Source organism: Mesorhizobium sp. M0816 (genome assembly GCF_040320005.1).
Taxonomy (GTDB): domain Bacteria; phylum Pseudomonadota; class Alphaproteobacteria; order Rhizobiales; family Rhizobiaceae; genus Mesorhizobium.
The window spans coordinates 267550-282029 of record NZ_JAMYOT010000009.1 but is presented as its reverse complement, the minus strand read 5'-3'; the positions used below and the strand labels follow the sequence as shown (position 1 = coordinate 282029).

The following is a 14480-nucleotide window of genomic DNA, read 5'->3' as shown; positions in this document are numbered from 1 at the left end:
CGGCGGTCTTGCGTCCGAATTGCGCCAAGACGAAGGGAGCCTCATCCGAGCAAGCGCTTGCTCAGCCGCGCGCACTGCACGCGAATATCGGGAATGGCGTCGATTTCGAAGAAGGTGCCGCGCGTCAGTGGCCCGACGGCGAGGATCTTGGCGGATACCGTGCCGTCGCCGGCGATGACCTCGCAGTTCGCGGTCACGTCGAGGCCGAGGCGCAGCGGATCCGGCCGTGCCAGCCCACGCTCGACCAGCGACCGCACCACGCTGTTCGAGGTGGTCGAGATGTCCCTGGCGATGCCTGTGCAATCATAGATGCGGGTGACGTCGAACCTTTCGAGCTGCTGCGTGTGGCGCGACTGGACCTGTACGCTGAAGCCGTCGCCGGCGGCGATCTCGACGACGCGCCCGGCGACAAGGCGGATGCGGCCCGCTTGCACCGCCTCGGCAACGCGGGTGTAGACTTCCGGCGCCATGCGATGGCGGTGGATGTCCCACCAGGCCTTGGTGTGCTCGACGAAGCGGCGCTTGGCCGAGGACGGCCAGTTCTGCCAGATCTTCTGGTTGAAGGGTCTCAGACCGTCGACGACGTCGCGCCAGTCGATGCCGGCCTTCTGGTTTTCCCGGATCAGGTCGCGGAACCAGCCGACGAAATAGGAAAGCTGGGTGCCGAGCGGAATGTCGGCAACGTCGAGCTTGATCGGATTGCCCTTGCGATGCGGCGAAGGCAGCAGGCCGCGCCGCGACACCGCGACGATCGCGCCGCGGTGGCCGCGCTGCTCGAGCGACAGGAAGGCATCGACCATGCTCAAGCCGGTGCCCAGGACCAGGACTCGGGCTTCGGGGTCGAGCGCAGTATCCGCCTCGGATCCCATCCTGATCGCATGCCCCTGCCCCGCCCCCGGCTCTTCGTCGTGGCCGGTGGCGAGCACGGCAAGATGCGCAACCACGCTGGTGCCGTTGGCCAGCGCCACTTCGACGCCTGACGCGGTCGGCGAGATCGACAGGCTCTCCTCGCGGATTAGGCGCAGCCGGCCCGTCTGCTGCTCACGCGCCTCGAGCTCGTCGAGAAGCTCCTTGAGATAGCGGGCGTAGACGCTGCGCGGCGCATAGACCGGCGCCTGTTCCGGCGTTGCCAGGCCGCGTTCAAGCAGCCAGCGCGAGAAATTGCCGGGATCGTCGGCATAGGCGCTCATGCCCGACGCGCTGACATTCAGCACATGCGCCGACAGCAGCGTTGAATAGGCCATGCCTTGCCCAAAATGAGGGCGTTTTTCGATCAAGCTGACACGTAGATCGGGATTGGGCGACTTCAGCAGATGCGCGGCAAGCACGACGCCGCTGGCACCGCCACCGACAATGATGATCGAACTTGGCGTAGCGCGCACGGTCATGCGCACACCAGCTGTCCTGGCGATCGTCGCCGGCTCAGGAGAGATTGGTTCAGGCCTGGATTTTCAACGCCGCCGAAAAATCCTCGTCGCCGGCGATGTCGCGCATTTCGGCGAGGCTGCGCTGGTCCAGCACCTCGGCGATGGCCTGCCGGACCTCCAGCATCAGGTGTCGGACTTGGCATGTCGCCTCGTTGCAGTCTTCGCAGCGCTGATACTGGGTGCGGCTGGCGCAAGGAATGGGGGCAAGCGGTCCGTCGAGCACGCGCACGACGTGGCCGACCTTGATCTCGTCCGCCGGGCGTGCCAGCCGGTAGCCGCCCTCCTTGCCCTTGCGGCTCTGAACGAAACCGGCATTGCGCAATTCGCCAAGGATGGCATCGAGGAACTTCTTCGGAATATTGTTTCCTGTGGCGATGTCGTTGACGAAGGCGAGCTGTCCAACCGGCAGGCGTGCCAGATGGACGAGCGCCTTGAGGCCGTATTTACCTTTTTTTGTGAGCATAACCCGAACGTTTCTCTGTCATGCGATGGCGCAAGGCCACCGGTTGCGAAACGCCTGGCGTGCCTCCCCGCCGCGTCCAAGCTGTCACTACAGATAAATTCTAGTGACATGATATACAAGCCGAGAAACGTTGATTTTGCTTCGTTTTCACGCCGCAATGGCCATTTTGGCCGGGGCTTGTGCTTTTGGAAGCACAGAAGCCGCCGCCAATGGCGTACCGCCAAACTGGCCGGCGGCAGGAATGTCCCCATCGGCGAGAATACCGACAGCAGTTTCTGCCCCTGAATTTGAAGGCCAAAGCATGCCGCGCGCGGCAACAAGGAGGGTGGCGTCGCTCATCGTCCTCTCCAATCCTTCAATGTCGATAAGGATACTAGACTTAACCGCGAACACAGGGAACTTGTTTCCAATTTCTTGGCTACTCGCAGCATGGTTTGCCGATGCAGGGGCGAAAACGGGAAAATCCTTGGTGCGCGCATGGACGACGTGGAAGAGGTTCCCCGGGCAAGGACGATGGTTCTCACCCGGGCCGTCCCGTCACCCAGAAGCGTGCGAATGTGCAACTGCCATAGCCAGATGACTTTTTCTAACAAGACCGAACCGATTGGAAGGATTTAACTCTACAAGAACGATAGAGTTAGGTGACTATGAAACGCAATCCGGGTTTTTCTCGTTTTCCAAGGAGCCTTTCATGTCCACCATTTCGCGACGTATCGTTCTCTTGTCCTCGGCGGCCTTGGCTGGTGCGGCCTTTCTCGGCCCAGCCGATGCGCAGGACCTCAAGATCACTATCGGCTACCAGACGGTCGTCGAACCCTCGAAGGTGCCGCAGGCCGACGGCGCCTATGAGAGCGCGACCAAGTCGACAATCGACTGGCGGAAATTCGATTCCGGCGCCGACGTGATCGCGGCGATCGCTTCCGGTTCGGTCGACATCGGTTATGTCGGCTCGAGCCCGCTGGCGGCGGCGGCGAGCCACGAGCTTCCCATCCAGACAATCTTCATTGTCGGGCTGATCGGCGAATCCGAAGCCCTTGTCGCCCGCAACGGCGCCGGCATCGAGAAGGCCGCCGACCTTGCCGGCAAGAAGGTGGCGGTGCCCTTCGTTTCGACGACGCATTACAGCCTGCTTGCCGCGCTGAAGCATGAGGGTGTCGACCCGAAGTCGGTCGATATTCTCAATCTACGGCCACCGGAGATCGCGGCGGCATGGGCGCGCGGCGACATCGACGCCGCCTATGTCTGGGATCCGGCACTCGGCCAGATCAAGACGACGGGCAAGGTCGTGCTGGATTCCTCCCAGGTCGCCGCCTGGGGCGCGCCGACCTTCGACGCCTGGATCGTGCGCACCGACTTCGCCGAAAGGAACCCGGAAGCGGTGCGCGACTTCGTCAAAGTGACGGGCGCTGCCTATGCCGACTTCCTGGCCAAGCCGGATCAATGGTCGGTGTCCTCGCCGCAAGCGGCCAAGATTGCCAGGATCACCGGGGCCAAGCTCGAAGACGTGCCGCAACTGCTGAGGGGCTATGTCTTCCCGACGCTCGAGGAGCAGGCCTCGGACAAGTTCCTCGGTGGCGGCACGGTCAAGGCGGTCGAGGCGACATCGGCCTTCCTCAAGGAGCAGGGCAAGATTGACGCCGTGCTGCCGGATTATTCGAAATACGTGTCGTCGAAATATGTCAGCGAAGCGCTTGCCTCGAACTGACGCCAACGCGCGCGGTTCTCCTTCCCTGACGCCGCGTGCTCCCTGCCCCGAACCGCTTGCGAGGAGCGGCTTCGGGGCAGACAGATTCGGAATATCGGCGAGGTTCCCATGACGCATCTCGTGCTCGACAAGGTCTCGGTCCACTATGACGGTCAGCCGGCGCCGGCGGTCGAAAATGTGTCGATTGAAATCGCCAAGGATGACTTCGTTGTCCTGGTCGGCCGCTCCGGCTGCGGCAAGACCTCGTTGCTCAACGTCGCTGCGGGCTTGGTCGAGCCTGTGCGCGGACGCGCCACGATTGGCGGCAGGCCGGTCACGGCGCCAGGCTCTGACCGCGCCGTCGTGTTCCAGAACGACGCGCTGTTTCCGTGGCTGACCGCGCGGGAAAATGTCGCCTTTGCGCTCAGGCTGCGCGGTGTCAGGGCGGCTGAACGGGCGCGGCGCGCCGACAAGCTTCTGGCGCTGGTGAAGCTCGACGGCGCCGGCGATAAGCGCATCTGGGAGCTTTCCGGCGGCATGCGCCAGCGGGTCGGCCTGGCCCGGGCGCTGGCGGCCGAGCCGCAATTCCTGCTGCTCGACGAGCCGCTGGGCGCGCTCGATGCGCTGACACGCGAACGCATGCAGACAACGCTGCTCGATCTGTGGACGGCAAGCCAGGTCGGCGTGCTGATGGTCACGCACGGCATCGACGAAGCGCTGGTTCTTGCCACCCGCATCATTGTGCTCGCTCCCGGCCCTGGCCGGGTGGTGCAGAGCTTCGAGACCGGCTTCAGCCGGCGCTATGCAGCCGGCGAGGCCATTCGCAGCATCAAGGCCGATCCCGCCTTCGCCGCGGCGCGCGGCGAGCTGACCGACGCGATCTTCGAAGGGGAGGCAGCATGACCGTTACCTCCTATACCGAGCGGCCGCAGCGCTCCAAGGTCGACGACGGAGCCGACGGGTTGTCGGTGCCATGGTCGCGGCCGCGGCCGAGACGCAGCCGCGTTTCGGCCCGCGTGGTTAGCGCGATCACCATTCTGATGATGCTGGCGGCGTGGACGGCATCGGCCCGCCTGCAATTGGTGTCGCCGGTTTTCCTGCCGTCGCCTGTCGCAGTCTGGAACAAATTTGTCGTCGTCGCCCGTGACGGCTTTGTCGACGCGACGCTGCTCCAGCATATCGCCGCCAGCCTGTGGCGGGTGTTTGCAGCGCTGATCGCGGCCGTTTTCGTCGGCGTTCCCATCGGGCTGGCTATCGGCATCAGCACGATCGGGCGCGGCATCTTCGATCCGCTGCTCGAATTCCTGCGGCCGATCCCGCCGCTCGCCTATCTGCCGCTGATCATTATCTGGTTCGGCATTGGCGAGCCGTCCAAGATCCTGGTGATTGCCATTGCCATGCTGGCGCCAGTTGCGCTGTCGACGGCATCGGGTGTTCGCGGCGTATCGAAGGACCGCATCAATGCAGCGCGCTCACTTGGCGCCACGCGGCGCCAAGTGATCAGGCACGTCATCCTGCCCAGCGCGCTGCCCTCGATCCTGACCGGCCTGCGCATCGCGCTTGGCGCCGGCTGGTCGACGCTGGTTGCCGCCGAGCTGGTGGCCGCGACGCGCGGGCTCGGATTCATGATCCAGTCCGCTGCCCAGTTCCTCGTCACCGACGTGGTGGTGATGGGCATACTGGTGATCGCGGCCATTGCCTTCGTGCTCGAATTCATCATCCGCAGGATCGAGCGGGTGCTGGTCCCGTGGGCGGGGCGGGAGTAACCGGACCGGAGACGTGACGATGCCCCATTCCACCGCTGTATTGTTTGCGCATTTCGGCCATTGGCTCCGCCTGATCAAGGCCGGAGACAAACAGCCGCCTGACGACGAACGCAAAACGCCGACGCCGGTGCATCTGGACGCGGAGCGCAACCGCTTACCGCCGCGCGACGAAAGTTTCTACTGGGGCTGGCAGTACTGGTCGCGGTGACCGGGCTGCCACGGTCCGCTGTGTGCTGCTCCGGCCAATGCCTGAGGATCGACGCCTGCTCAACCACGCGAGCGGTTCGCCCAGGCCAGCCCGGCCAACCAGCGCGGTGACGATGCCGACATAGAGCCATTGCGACTGGCCGGTCATGAAGCTGCCACCGATAAGGCCGATGCCTTGCAATGACCACAGCACGCCGGTGGCGAGCACAATCAAGGCCAGCAGATTTTTGATCAATCTCATTGCTGAAACTCCTTTCCAAGTCGATCGTCAGCCGCGTTCCGGCCGGAATGGAACAGCTAAAAGAAGCGGTTCGGTCACGCCAACTTCTACTTGGATGCTAACCTCTGATCCTGCGCAAGACATGCGGAGATCGGTGCAACGATCATCAAAGAAGCTGTGTCGTGCTGCGGAAACTCTCTGACAAATTGTTTCGCACCGACTCCAAACGTGTAACATTGTCATGGAACCGACAGATCATTGCCGCATTTGCTGCCTCATTCGCCCCTAACCGCTGCGGGTCTGTCAACGGAGCCAGTCCCCAACACATGAACAAAAGCAACCGGACCGCGCTTGTCGCGGCCATGACCGCGGCTGGCCTGATGGTCGGCGCATCCAGTGCCAGCGCCGCCGCGCAGTGCGGCCGTGCCTCCTGGTACTCACTGCATTCCAGAACCGCTTCCGGCGAACGCATGAACCCGTCGGCGCTGACCGCAGCGCATCGCAGCCTGCCGTTCGGCACCAAGCTGAAGGTGACCAACCGCAACAATGGCCGCAGCGTCGTCGTGCGTATCAACGACCGCGGCCCGTTTATCAGGGGCCGGATGCTCGATCTGTCGAAGGGCGCCGCCAGCCAGCTTGGCTTCATCAGCTCGGGTCACACCGCTGTCTGCATGGCACGGGTCTAACGGCCGCCACGGCCGGACACCGCCTCCGACGCTCATCCCCAATAGCCGTGCTGCTTGCCAGGCCTTCGCAGGTGCACATTGAGCCGGCTGTTGCCGTTCCAGGCGGATTCTCAACGCCTTGGACGAAAGAACGAGCATAAATCACGCAAGTTGACGTATTGCATCGCAGCAGATTGTTGCTAACTTCCCCGCAAGGCATTCAAGGCTCGGCGCTGCTCGTCGGCCCTTCGATCGCAGTCGGCAGCGGGGTTCTCGATGTTCTACCAGCTCTACGAACTGAACCACGCCGCCTTGCAGCCGGCCCGCCTCTATGCCGATGCGATGCGCCTGTTCTACTCCAATCCGCTCAATCCGGTTTCACACACGTCCTGGGGCCGCTCGGTTGCGGCAACGGCCGAACTGTTCGAGCGCACGACGCGCCGCTACGGCAAGCCGCAATTCGGCCTGACCAAGACCGTGGTCGACTGGAAAAACGTCGAGGTCAGCGAACGCACCGTCTGGTCGCGGCCGTTCTGCAACCTGGTTCGTTTCGAGCGCGCGGTTCCGGCCGGGCGCCGGCCGGATCCGAAGCTGTTGATCGTCGCGCCGATGTCGGGCCACTACGCGACGCTGCTGCGCGGCACGGTGGAGGCGATGCTGCCCTATGCCGACGTGCATATCACCGACTGGGTCGACGCCCGCATGGTGCCGCTGGCCGACGGCAGCTTCGATCTTGACGACTATATCGACTACATCGTCGACATGCTGCATGCGCTGGGCCCCGACACCCATGTGATGGCGGTGTGCCAGCCTTCAGTGCCGGTGCTGGCGGCGGCGGCACTGATGGAAGCCAAGGGTGATCCGTTCGTGCCCTCGACGATGACGCTGATGGGCGGGCCGATCGACACGCGCCGCAATCCGACGGCGGTCAATCTGCTGGCGCAGGAAAAGGGCATCGACTGGTTCCGCGACAACGTCATCATGCGCGCGCCCTGGCCGGTGCCGGGCTTCGGCCGCGAGGTCTATCCTGGCTTCCTGCAGCTTTCGGGGTTCATGAGCATGAACCTCGACCGCCACATCATCGCCCACAAGGACTTCTTCATGCATCTGGTGAAGCATGACGGCGACAATGCCGAGAAGCACCGCGAGTTCTACGACGAATATCTGGCGGTGATGGATCTGACGGCGGAATTCTACCTGCAGACCGTCGACACCGTGTTTGTCCGCCAGGCCTTGCCCAAGGGCAAAATGACGCATCGCGGCGTGGCGGTCGACCCTTCGGCGATCCGCAATGTCGCCCTGTTCACGGTCGAGGGCGAGAACGACGACATCTCCGGCCTTGGCCAGACCAAGGCTGCGCACGACCTGTGCATCAACATCCCGGCTGACAGGCACGCCCATTACATGCAGCCGGCGGTCGGCCATTATGGTGTGTTCAACGGCTCGCGCTTCCGCTCCGAAATCGTGCCGCGCATCGTTGATTTCATTACCAGCTATGGCCGTCAGAACCGCGTTGCGGTGAAGCCGAAACTGGTCCGGACCGGCAAGAAATAGGCGACCAGCGATGATGCCGCGCCCGCGACCTCGCGTCAGGTCGGCCAACGCTAAAATTACCGGTTGGAATCGGTGTAGTCCATCCGAGCTGTTGCACAATAGTCGCGTTGGCGCCACGCGGGTAACCATGCCGCAAAATCAATCCATCCTCATAATTGACACGGACTGTAAATACCCCTTAACGTTTCGTTAACAACAAGGGACAAGCGGGGACAATGATTTCCTCACCAATGGCGAGAACGCTGCGCCTGTGCGCGCTGGCCGGACTTACTGTGGCGGCAGGTTGGGCCGGTTCGGCCTCGGCAGCCAGCCCGATGATAACAGGTGGCCCGACCTCGCAGCCGATCGGCCATTATGATTTCTGCAAGAGCTACGCGTCCGAATGCTCGATCCGCCCGAAGGATCTGTCGCCCGCCAGCCTGACAGGCTCGCTGTGGCGCAAGCTGCTCAGCGTCACGGCAAGGGTTAACGCCGCCGTCAAGCCGGAGAGCGACTTCGACATCTACGGCAAGGACGAGGTCTGGGCCTATCCCGACAAGGGCGTCGGCGATTGCGAGGACTATGTCCTGGAAAAGCGCCGTGAGCTGAACCGGCTGGGCGTCTCGTTTTCCGATCTGCTTATGACCGTCGTGCGCAAGCCGGATGGCGAAGGCCACGCCGTGCTGACGGTGCGCACCGACAAGGGCGACTACATCCTCGACAATCTGACCGACCAGGTCCGCTCCTGGGACCAGACCGGCTATCGTTTCCTCAAGCGGCAGGCGATTGACAATACCGGCCGCTGGGTCTCGATCCGCGGCGGCCAGCAGGTGCTGGTCGGCTCGGTCCAGTAACAAGGCAACTCATTTCGGCTGTGCCAGCGCGGCGCGGATCGACGCAATGATGCGGCGAAGCTCGGCTTCGTCGAGCTTTTCGATGTTGTCGGCCAGGAGATTGGCAAGCTCGGTCGCCGCCGGGCTAAGACCCGACGTGTCGAGCTTGACGCGCGGATGCGAGGTTTCGGCCAACCGCGCCAGTTCCTCGGCCTCGTCCCAGATGATGTTGAAATAGCCGATGATCTTCTGGATCAGCGTCCAGCTCGGCGCACCGCGGCGGCCGTGTTCGAGCGCCGAGAGATAGGCCGCGCTGACGCCGATCGCCTTGGCCATGTCCTTCTGGCTGACGCCGCGCTCGTTTCTCAGCACGCGAAGCTTTTCGCCGAATGGGGTCACAAGCGCACCTTCATGGGTGCATCCTCATAGATGCGTCCCTCATGGGCGTGTCCTCATGAGCGCGCCCGCCGCAAGCGGATATAGAGCGCACCCGAGCCGCCATGTTTGCGGGCGGCATGGTCGTGGCTGGAGACGAGGGGCCGGAAGGCGGGTGTCGACAGCCATGACGGCACGGCGCGCCGCAAGACGCCATCGCCGCCCGACGAGGAACCCTTGCCGGTGATCACAAGGACGTAGCGGATGCCGCCGGCATGCGCCCGGCACAGGAAGGAAAACAGCAGGGAATAGGCTTCAGCCTGGGTCAGGCCATGCAGGTCGACGCGGCCCTCGATCGGCAGCCGGCCCTTCGACAGCTTGTCCAGCGTCGGTTCGTCGAGTGCGTGGGAGACATGCTGCGCCTTCGGCTTTTCGGCCGTGGCAGCATTGCCCGCGACCTGTGCCGGCGGCGGCGCCTGCCTGGTCTCGTCGATCTCCGGCCCGACGTCTGGAATTTCGACGGCGGTTTTGCCCTTCAGCGGCTTTGCCGTGCGCGCCACCAGGTTCCACAGCACCCGGTCGTCCTCGCTCAGCCTGTCGATGCGCCGGGTCATCGGCCTGCTCCTGAAACAAGCGACCGGGGGATCAGCGCATAAAAATCGGCGGCGTTGCGGATAACGCCGGCGATCTCGCCGGCCGCATCGCCCGACCCGGCAAACAGATCGCCGCGGGCCGGCCCGGTGATCGCCGAGCCGGTGTCCTGCGCGATCATCAGCCGCCGGAACGGTTTTCCGTCGAAAGCGGTCAGCGACGGCGCATCGATATGGAAGGGCGTGCCGAACGTGTGCAGCAGCCGGTCGACGGCGATCGAGCGGCCGGGTGTCAGCGCCACCTTGGCGGCAGCGATCGGGCCGAGCTCTGGGTCGTCGACGCCCATCTCGCGGAAGAAGATGTAGGAGCGGTTGCGCCAAAGGATCTCGTCGACGCGTTCCCGATGCGCCTTGAACCAGGCACGGATCGACTGCATCGTCACTTTCTCCAGCGGGATCTCGCCTTCCTCGCTCAGGATCTGGCCCGGTCCGGTAAAGCGCTGGCCGGATTTGGCGGCATAGGTGATGCGGCGAAGCCTGCCGTCGGTCATCTTGAGCCGCGCCGCGCCCTGCACGTGAATGAAGAAGGCGTCGACCTTGTCGGCGAGCCAGGCAATTTCCAGCCTTTTTCCGGCAAGCACGCCGCACTCGATCTCGCCGCGGTCGAAATATTCGACCGGGCCGTTCGGCGCCGCACGTGCGAAGGCGAGATAAGGATCCATGCCGGAAGGACGATTGCCGTCGTCGACGTCGACAAGATCGGCCGGGCGCGACAGCAACGGCACCGAAAACCGTTGCGTGCGTACCGGCGAGGCTTCGACCTCCGGCTCGTAAAAGCCGGTGACCAGGCCGGGACCACCACCTTCGGCATCGATACGGGCCGGCACGAAGTGGCGCTCGAAAAAGCTTCGGGCCTGCAACCGATTCGCCGGCGAAACGGTGCGCGCTTCGGCATAGGCGTCGGCAAAGCCATTGTAATCGACGCCGAGCGCGCCGGAGCGGTAGGGTTTCGTCAGGATATGAAAGGCCGAGCGGCGAAAGGCGTCAAAGGCAGGGAGATGGTCGTCCTCGCCCCAGCCCGGCAATTCGCCAAAGGATTTTTCGCTGAAGGCTCGAGAAAGCGACACGACAGCCTCCGCCGCCGTCCAGTTCAGTCTTCTTCTTCGGTGGCGACGAGCTTCCAGTTCGGATCGCGCGAGCGCGCGTCACGAGCGAAGGTCCAGACATCCTTGACCTCGGCGACGGTTTCGGGATCGCCGTCGATGACGGCGCCGGCCTTGTCGCGGGTCGCCGAAATCAGCTCGCTGACAATGCGCAGCGTGATGTGCGCCTCGCTGCCCTTCATCTCGGCCGAAACGATGTCGGCCTTGTCGATGCCGACGAAGGAGGACTGGATCTTTTCGGCTTTCGCCTCACGGTCGCCGATGGCCGCGACGAAGCCGTCATAGACCTCGCGCGACAAAAGGTTCTTCAGCGTTTTGCGGTCGCCATCGGCGTAGGCCATGACGATCATCTCGTAGGCCATGTTGGCGCCGTCGACGAAGGTCTTCGGATCGAAGGTCGGATCATTGTCCTTGATCGCCCGCAGGCCCCGGTTGAGATCGGTGTCCGGCTTGGCAAAGGCATCGATCGCCACATAGGCATCGGCCGCCGGCTCTCCCGCCAGCCGCTTGCGCGGCAGCGAAACCACGTTCTCGGGTTTCTGGGCGGCATCCTTGTCGTTTTTGCGCGCTGCCGTATATGGATCGAAGGGTGGGCGCTCGTTGCCCGTGCGTCGGCCAAGCACGTTGCGCAGCTGGAAGAAGATCACCACCGCCGCAATCAGAAAGAAAATCGTGCCGAAGTCGAAGAAGCCCATATCTTGCGCCAATCAATCCCTGCTTTGGCCGGACCAGCGGCCAAGCAAGGGCCGCGATCACATAGCGTTCAGTATCCAAAGCATATAGAACGCATGGCGCAATCATTCAAATCAAAGGCAGCCATACCTATCTAACAGCTCTGGTGCCAGCGGCGATTGCTCGCCGGCCGGCAAAACATCGAAAACGATCGGTCAAGATTTGCGTATCTCGCTGCTTCCCCTGTTCATTCTCGCGCTTCCGCTGCTGGAGATAGCCGGTTTCGTTATTGTCGGCCGCCAGGTCGGCGCGCTGGCGACAGTCGGCTTGGTGCTGGCCTCGAGTGTCGCCGGCGCCCTGCTGCTGCGGCACCAGGGTTTTGGCGTGATGGCCAGGGTCCGTGCCGAAATGGATGCCGGGCGTGATCCGAGCGGCCAGCTTGCGCATGGCGCCATGATCGTGCTGGCAGCGATCCTTTTGATCATCCCCGGCTTCATCTCGGATATTTTCGGCCTTCTGCTGTTCCTGCCGCCGGTGCGCGATCTTGCCTGGCGGATGCTGAAAGGCCGCATCGTGCTGGCAACCGATTTCAGCAGTGGTTTGCGGGCAAGGCAACGCGGCAAGACCATCGATCTCGACGACGGCGACTATTCGCGGGCCGACGACCATACGCGCGGACCGGGTTCTCCCTGGCGCCGCCTCAAGGACGAGTAGCTGCAAGGCAACCGGCGTCTTTTGCAAACTTGTCTTGTCGGGCCGGCCATGATAGCGAACGCCCGAATTTCAATCCGGTCAGCAACGCTGCCCAGGCAAAAGGACCACAGCTTATGGCCAGCAACGACGACGCGCCGACCGGCGCAGCCAACGGTAATGGAAATGCGGCGCAGCCTTCGCTCAACGTGCTTGCACAATATGTGAAGGACCTGTCCTTCGAAAGCCCCGGCGCACCGAACTCGTTGCGCGGCCGCGACAAGGCTCCCGGCATCGCCATCAATGTCAACGTCAACGCCAATCCGCTTTCCGACAAGCAGTTCGACGTCAATTTGACGCTGAACGCCAAAGCGTCGTTCGACCAGGAAGTGCTGTTCAATGTCGAACTGGTCTATGGCGGCGTCTTCTCCATCAGCGGCTTCCCGCAGGAGCACATGCTGCCGATCCTGTTCATCGAATGCCCGCGGCTGCTGTTCCCGTTCGCCCGGCAGATCATCGCCGAGGCAACACGCAATGGCGGCTTCCCGCCGCTGATGCTAGACCCGATCGATTTCGCGCAGATGTTCCAGCAGAAGTTGGCCGAGGACCAGGCTGCCGCCAAGGTCAAGGTGAGCTGAAGCGGTTGTCTCGCTAGCGTTTGGAAAAACCCGGCCTTGCGCCGGGTTTTTTATAATGATGTCCCGCCCGAAAGGCTGAAGGCCAATCGGACGCAAGCGTCGATGGTTCTCTTCAGCGGCAAGTCGAATATCTTCGAGATTAGCCGAATATCACCACGTCTTCGTCATCCCAGGGCGGAGCAGGAGCGAAGCGACGTCGCGGAGACCCTGGGATCCATGCCGTTACATCAGCCGAAGAATACAGCGGCTCAGAACGGCGCTTGTATCCGCAACTGTGCCAGCTACCCTTCAGCCATGACCGGCTATACCTACATGACCGCTAGCCAGAAGCGCGGCACGATCTACATCGGCGTCACCAACGATCTCGGCCGCCGCATGCCGGAGCACAAATCCGGCCAAGGTTCGCGCTTCACCGGCCGCTACGGCGTGCAGCGCCTGGTCTGGTACGAGGAACATTTCGACATTCGTGACGCCATTCAGCGCGAGAAGTCGCTGAAGCGCTGGCCGCGGCAGTGGAAGATCGAGCTGATCGAGAAGACCAATCCAGAGTGGTTCGAGCTTTTTCGCGGAACGGGGTGGTAGTTCGGTTCTGGTCCGCAGGCGCACTGCCGCGTGGTAACGGCATGGATCCCAGGGTCTGCGCCGCGTCGCTTTGCTCCTTGCTCCGCCCTGGGATGACGAATTGGAGGGATATTTCAGCCAATCTCCAAGGTTTGCGATTTGCCACTGAACGGAACTATCGACGTTCGCTGCCGATGACCGCAACCTGTCAAAATCACTATGCCGCGGAACTCGCTTCCGGGACGACCCGCAGCCACAGCGCCTTTTCGCCCAATGTGCCAACCATGCCTGCGTGTGCTGTGCGCTCGGCGTCGGTCAGGCGCGCGGGCAAGGCGATCGGCCGCACGCCGATCGAAATATCGATGTCGTCGACATTCTGCCTGCCGCCCGCCGGAGTCAGGATGCTGTCGAGGATGAGGCTTGCCTGCTTGCCGCCGATGAGCTCGATATAGACCTCGGCCAGCAATTCCGAATCGAGCAGCGCGCCGTGCTTGGTGCGGCGGCCGTTGTCGATGCCGTAGCGGCGGCAGAGCGCGTCGAGCGAATTGGGGCCCATCGGATGCTTGCGGCGCGCCAGCGCCAGCGTGTCGACGATCCGTCCCGGATCGATGGCCGGATGACCAAGCCGGCCGAATTCGAGATTGAGGAAGCCGATGTCGAAGCCGGCATTGTGCGCGACCAGCTTGGCGCCGTCGATGAAGGCCAGAAACTCCTCGGCGATCTCCATGAAAGTCGGCTTGCCCTGAAGATCGGCGGCGCTGATGCCGTGCACGGCCTGCGCCTCGTGATGGATCTGGCGGCCTTGCGGGTTGATATATTTGTGGAAGGTTCGGCCGGTCGGGAAGCGGTTGACCAACTCGACGCCGCCAAGCTCGATGACGCGGTCCTCGCGCGCGTCGAGGCCGGTGGTTTCCGTATCGAAGATGATCTCACGCATCGAATCAGTCCACTGGTTCCGGCATCATTCTAGCCGAATCACACCAGGAACAAAAT

18 protein-coding genes are annotated in these 14480 nt (G+C 63.0%); 10 read left to right on the top strand and 8 right to left on the bottom strand.

Annotation, left to right across the window (positions count from 1 at the left end; translation table 11 throughout):
- Nucleotides 1-41: 41 nt before the first annotated feature.
- The 3 genes from NKI17_RS16970 to NKI17_RS16960 form a co-directional block, all read right to left on the bottom strand.
- Nucleotides 42-1388 (bottom strand): FAD/NAD(P)-binding protein, encoded by a 1347-nt coding sequence (locus NKI17_RS16970; protein WP_352697401.1) that lies wholly within the window; start codon nt 1386-1388, stop codon nt 42-44.
- Nucleotides 1389-1437: 49 nt separating this feature from the next.
- Nucleotides 1438-1890 (bottom strand): RrF2 family transcriptional regulator, encoded by a 453-nt coding sequence (locus NKI17_RS16965; RefSeq protein ID WP_023675902.1) that lies wholly within the window; start codon nt 1888-1890, stop codon nt 1438-1440.
- Nucleotides 1891-2037: 147 nt separating this feature from the next.
- Nucleotides 2038-2229, bottom strand: coding sequence for a hypothetical protein (locus tag NKI17_RS16960; RefSeq protein ID WP_352570128.1), 192 nt, complete (start codon nt 2227-2229; stop codon nt 2038-2040).
- Nucleotides 2230-2581: 352 nt separating this feature from the next.
- Here NKI17_RS16960 and tauA point away from each other — a divergent pair, with 352 nt between their 5' ends.
- From tauA to NKI17_RS16925, 7 genes are all read left to right on the top strand, one after another.
- Nucleotides 2582-3595, top strand: coding sequence for a taurine ABC transporter substrate-binding protein (tauA, locus tag NKI17_RS16955; protein WP_352570126.1), 1014 nt, complete (start codon nt 2582-2584; stop codon nt 3593-3595).
- A 108-nt stretch (nt 3596-3703) separates the two neighbouring features.
- Nucleotides 3704-4477, top strand: coding sequence for a taurine ABC transporter ATP-binding protein (locus NKI17_RS16950; protein WP_352570124.1), 774 nt, complete (start codon nt 3704-3706; stop codon nt 4475-4477).
- Nucleotides 4474-5340, top strand: a complete 867-nt coding sequence (locus tag NKI17_RS16945) for an ABC transporter permease subunit (protein WP_352697403.1) — start codon at nt 4474-4476, stop codon at nt 5338-5340. Before NKI17_RS16950 ends, NKI17_RS16945 begins: the two co-directional genes overlap by 4 nt.
- Before the next feature lie 19 nt (nt 5341-5359).
- Nucleotides 5360-5548, top strand: a complete 189-nt coding sequence (locus tag NKI17_RS16940; RefSeq protein ID WP_352575418.1) for a hypothetical protein — start codon at nt 5360-5362, stop codon at nt 5546-5548.
- A gap of 545 nt (nt 5549-6093) precedes the next feature.
- The gene (locus tag NKI17_RS16935; RefSeq protein WP_352570118.1) at nt 6094-6453 is read left to right on the top strand and encodes a septal ring lytic transglycosylase RlpA family protein; all 360 of its coding nucleotides are present in this window, start codon (nt 6094-6096) and stop codon (nt 6451-6453) included.
- 255 nt (nt 6454-6708) lie between these two features.
- Nucleotides 6709-7986: a polyhydroxyalkanoate depolymerase gene (locus NKI17_RS16930; RefSeq protein ID WP_352570116.1), complete on the top strand. Its 1278-nt coding sequence runs from the start codon at nt 6709-6711 to the stop codon at nt 7984-7986.
- A gap of 215 nt (nt 7987-8201) precedes the next feature.
- Nucleotides 8202-8819 (top strand): transglutaminase-like cysteine peptidase, encoded by a 618-nt coding sequence (locus NKI17_RS16925; protein ID WP_352570114.1) that lies wholly within the window; start codon nt 8202-8204, stop codon nt 8817-8819.
- 9 nt (nt 8820-8828) lie between these two features.
- Here the strand turns inward: NKI17_RS16925 and NKI17_RS16920 are convergent, their stop codons facing one another.
- Genes NKI17_RS16920 through NKI17_RS16905 form a run of 4 tightly spaced genes read right to left on the bottom strand, consistent with a single transcriptional unit; the run spans nt 8829 to nt 11621 of the window.
- Nucleotides 8829-9197: a helix-turn-helix domain-containing protein gene (locus tag NKI17_RS16920; RefSeq protein WP_352570112.1), complete on the bottom strand. Its 369-nt coding sequence runs from the start codon at nt 9195-9197 to the stop codon at nt 8829-8831.
- Nucleotides 9198-9250: 53 nt separating this feature from the next.
- Complete coding sequence (locus NKI17_RS16915) at nt 9251-9787, bottom strand: Smr/MutS family protein (RefSeq protein ID WP_352906371.1); 537 nt, start codon at nt 9785-9787, stop codon at nt 9251-9253.
- Nucleotides 9784-10890: a murein transglycosylase A gene (gene mltA, locus NKI17_RS16910; RefSeq protein ID WP_352906370.1), complete on the bottom strand. Its 1107-nt coding sequence runs from the start codon at nt 10888-10890 to the stop codon at nt 9784-9786. The genes NKI17_RS16915 and mltA overlap by 4 nt, the downstream gene beginning before the upstream one ends.
- A gap of 23 nt (nt 10891-10913) precedes the next feature.
- Nucleotides 10914-11621, bottom strand: coding sequence for a Tim44/TimA family putative adaptor protein (locus tag NKI17_RS16905; RefSeq protein ID WP_352906403.1), 708 nt, complete (start codon nt 11619-11621; stop codon nt 10914-10916).
- Between the two features lie 199 nt (nt 11622-11820).
- Here NKI17_RS16905 and NKI17_RS16900 point away from each other — a divergent pair, with 199 nt between their 5' ends.
- From NKI17_RS16900 to NKI17_RS16890, 3 genes are all read left to right on the top strand, one after another.
- The gene (locus NKI17_RS16900) at nt 11821-12312 is read left to right on the top strand and encodes an FxsA family protein (protein ID WP_023675916.1); all 492 of its coding nucleotides are present in this window, start codon (nt 11821-11823) and stop codon (nt 12310-12312) included.
- 113 nt (nt 12313-12425) lie between these two features.
- The gene (gene secB, locus NKI17_RS16895; RefSeq protein WP_023675917.1) at nt 12426-12926 is read left to right on the top strand and encodes a protein-export chaperone SecB; all 501 of its coding nucleotides are present in this window, start codon (nt 12426-12428) and stop codon (nt 12924-12926) included.
- Between the two features lie 294 nt (nt 12927-13220).
- Nucleotides 13221-13508 carry a GIY-YIG nuclease family protein gene (locus NKI17_RS16890; protein ID WP_352570211.1) on the top strand — a complete coding sequence of 96 codons (288 nt, stop codon included), beginning with the start codon at nt 13221-13223 and terminating at the stop codon, nt 13506-13508.
- A gap of 196 nt (nt 13509-13704) precedes the next feature.
- On the opposite strand, the gene dnaQ is transcribed toward NKI17_RS16890, so the two are convergent.
- The gene (dnaQ, locus tag NKI17_RS16885) at nt 13705-14424 is read right to left on the bottom strand and encodes a DNA polymerase III subunit epsilon (RefSeq protein ID WP_023675918.1); all 720 of its coding nucleotides are present in this window, start codon (nt 14422-14424) and stop codon (nt 13705-13707) included.
- Nucleotides 14425-14480: the final 56 nt, after the last annotated feature.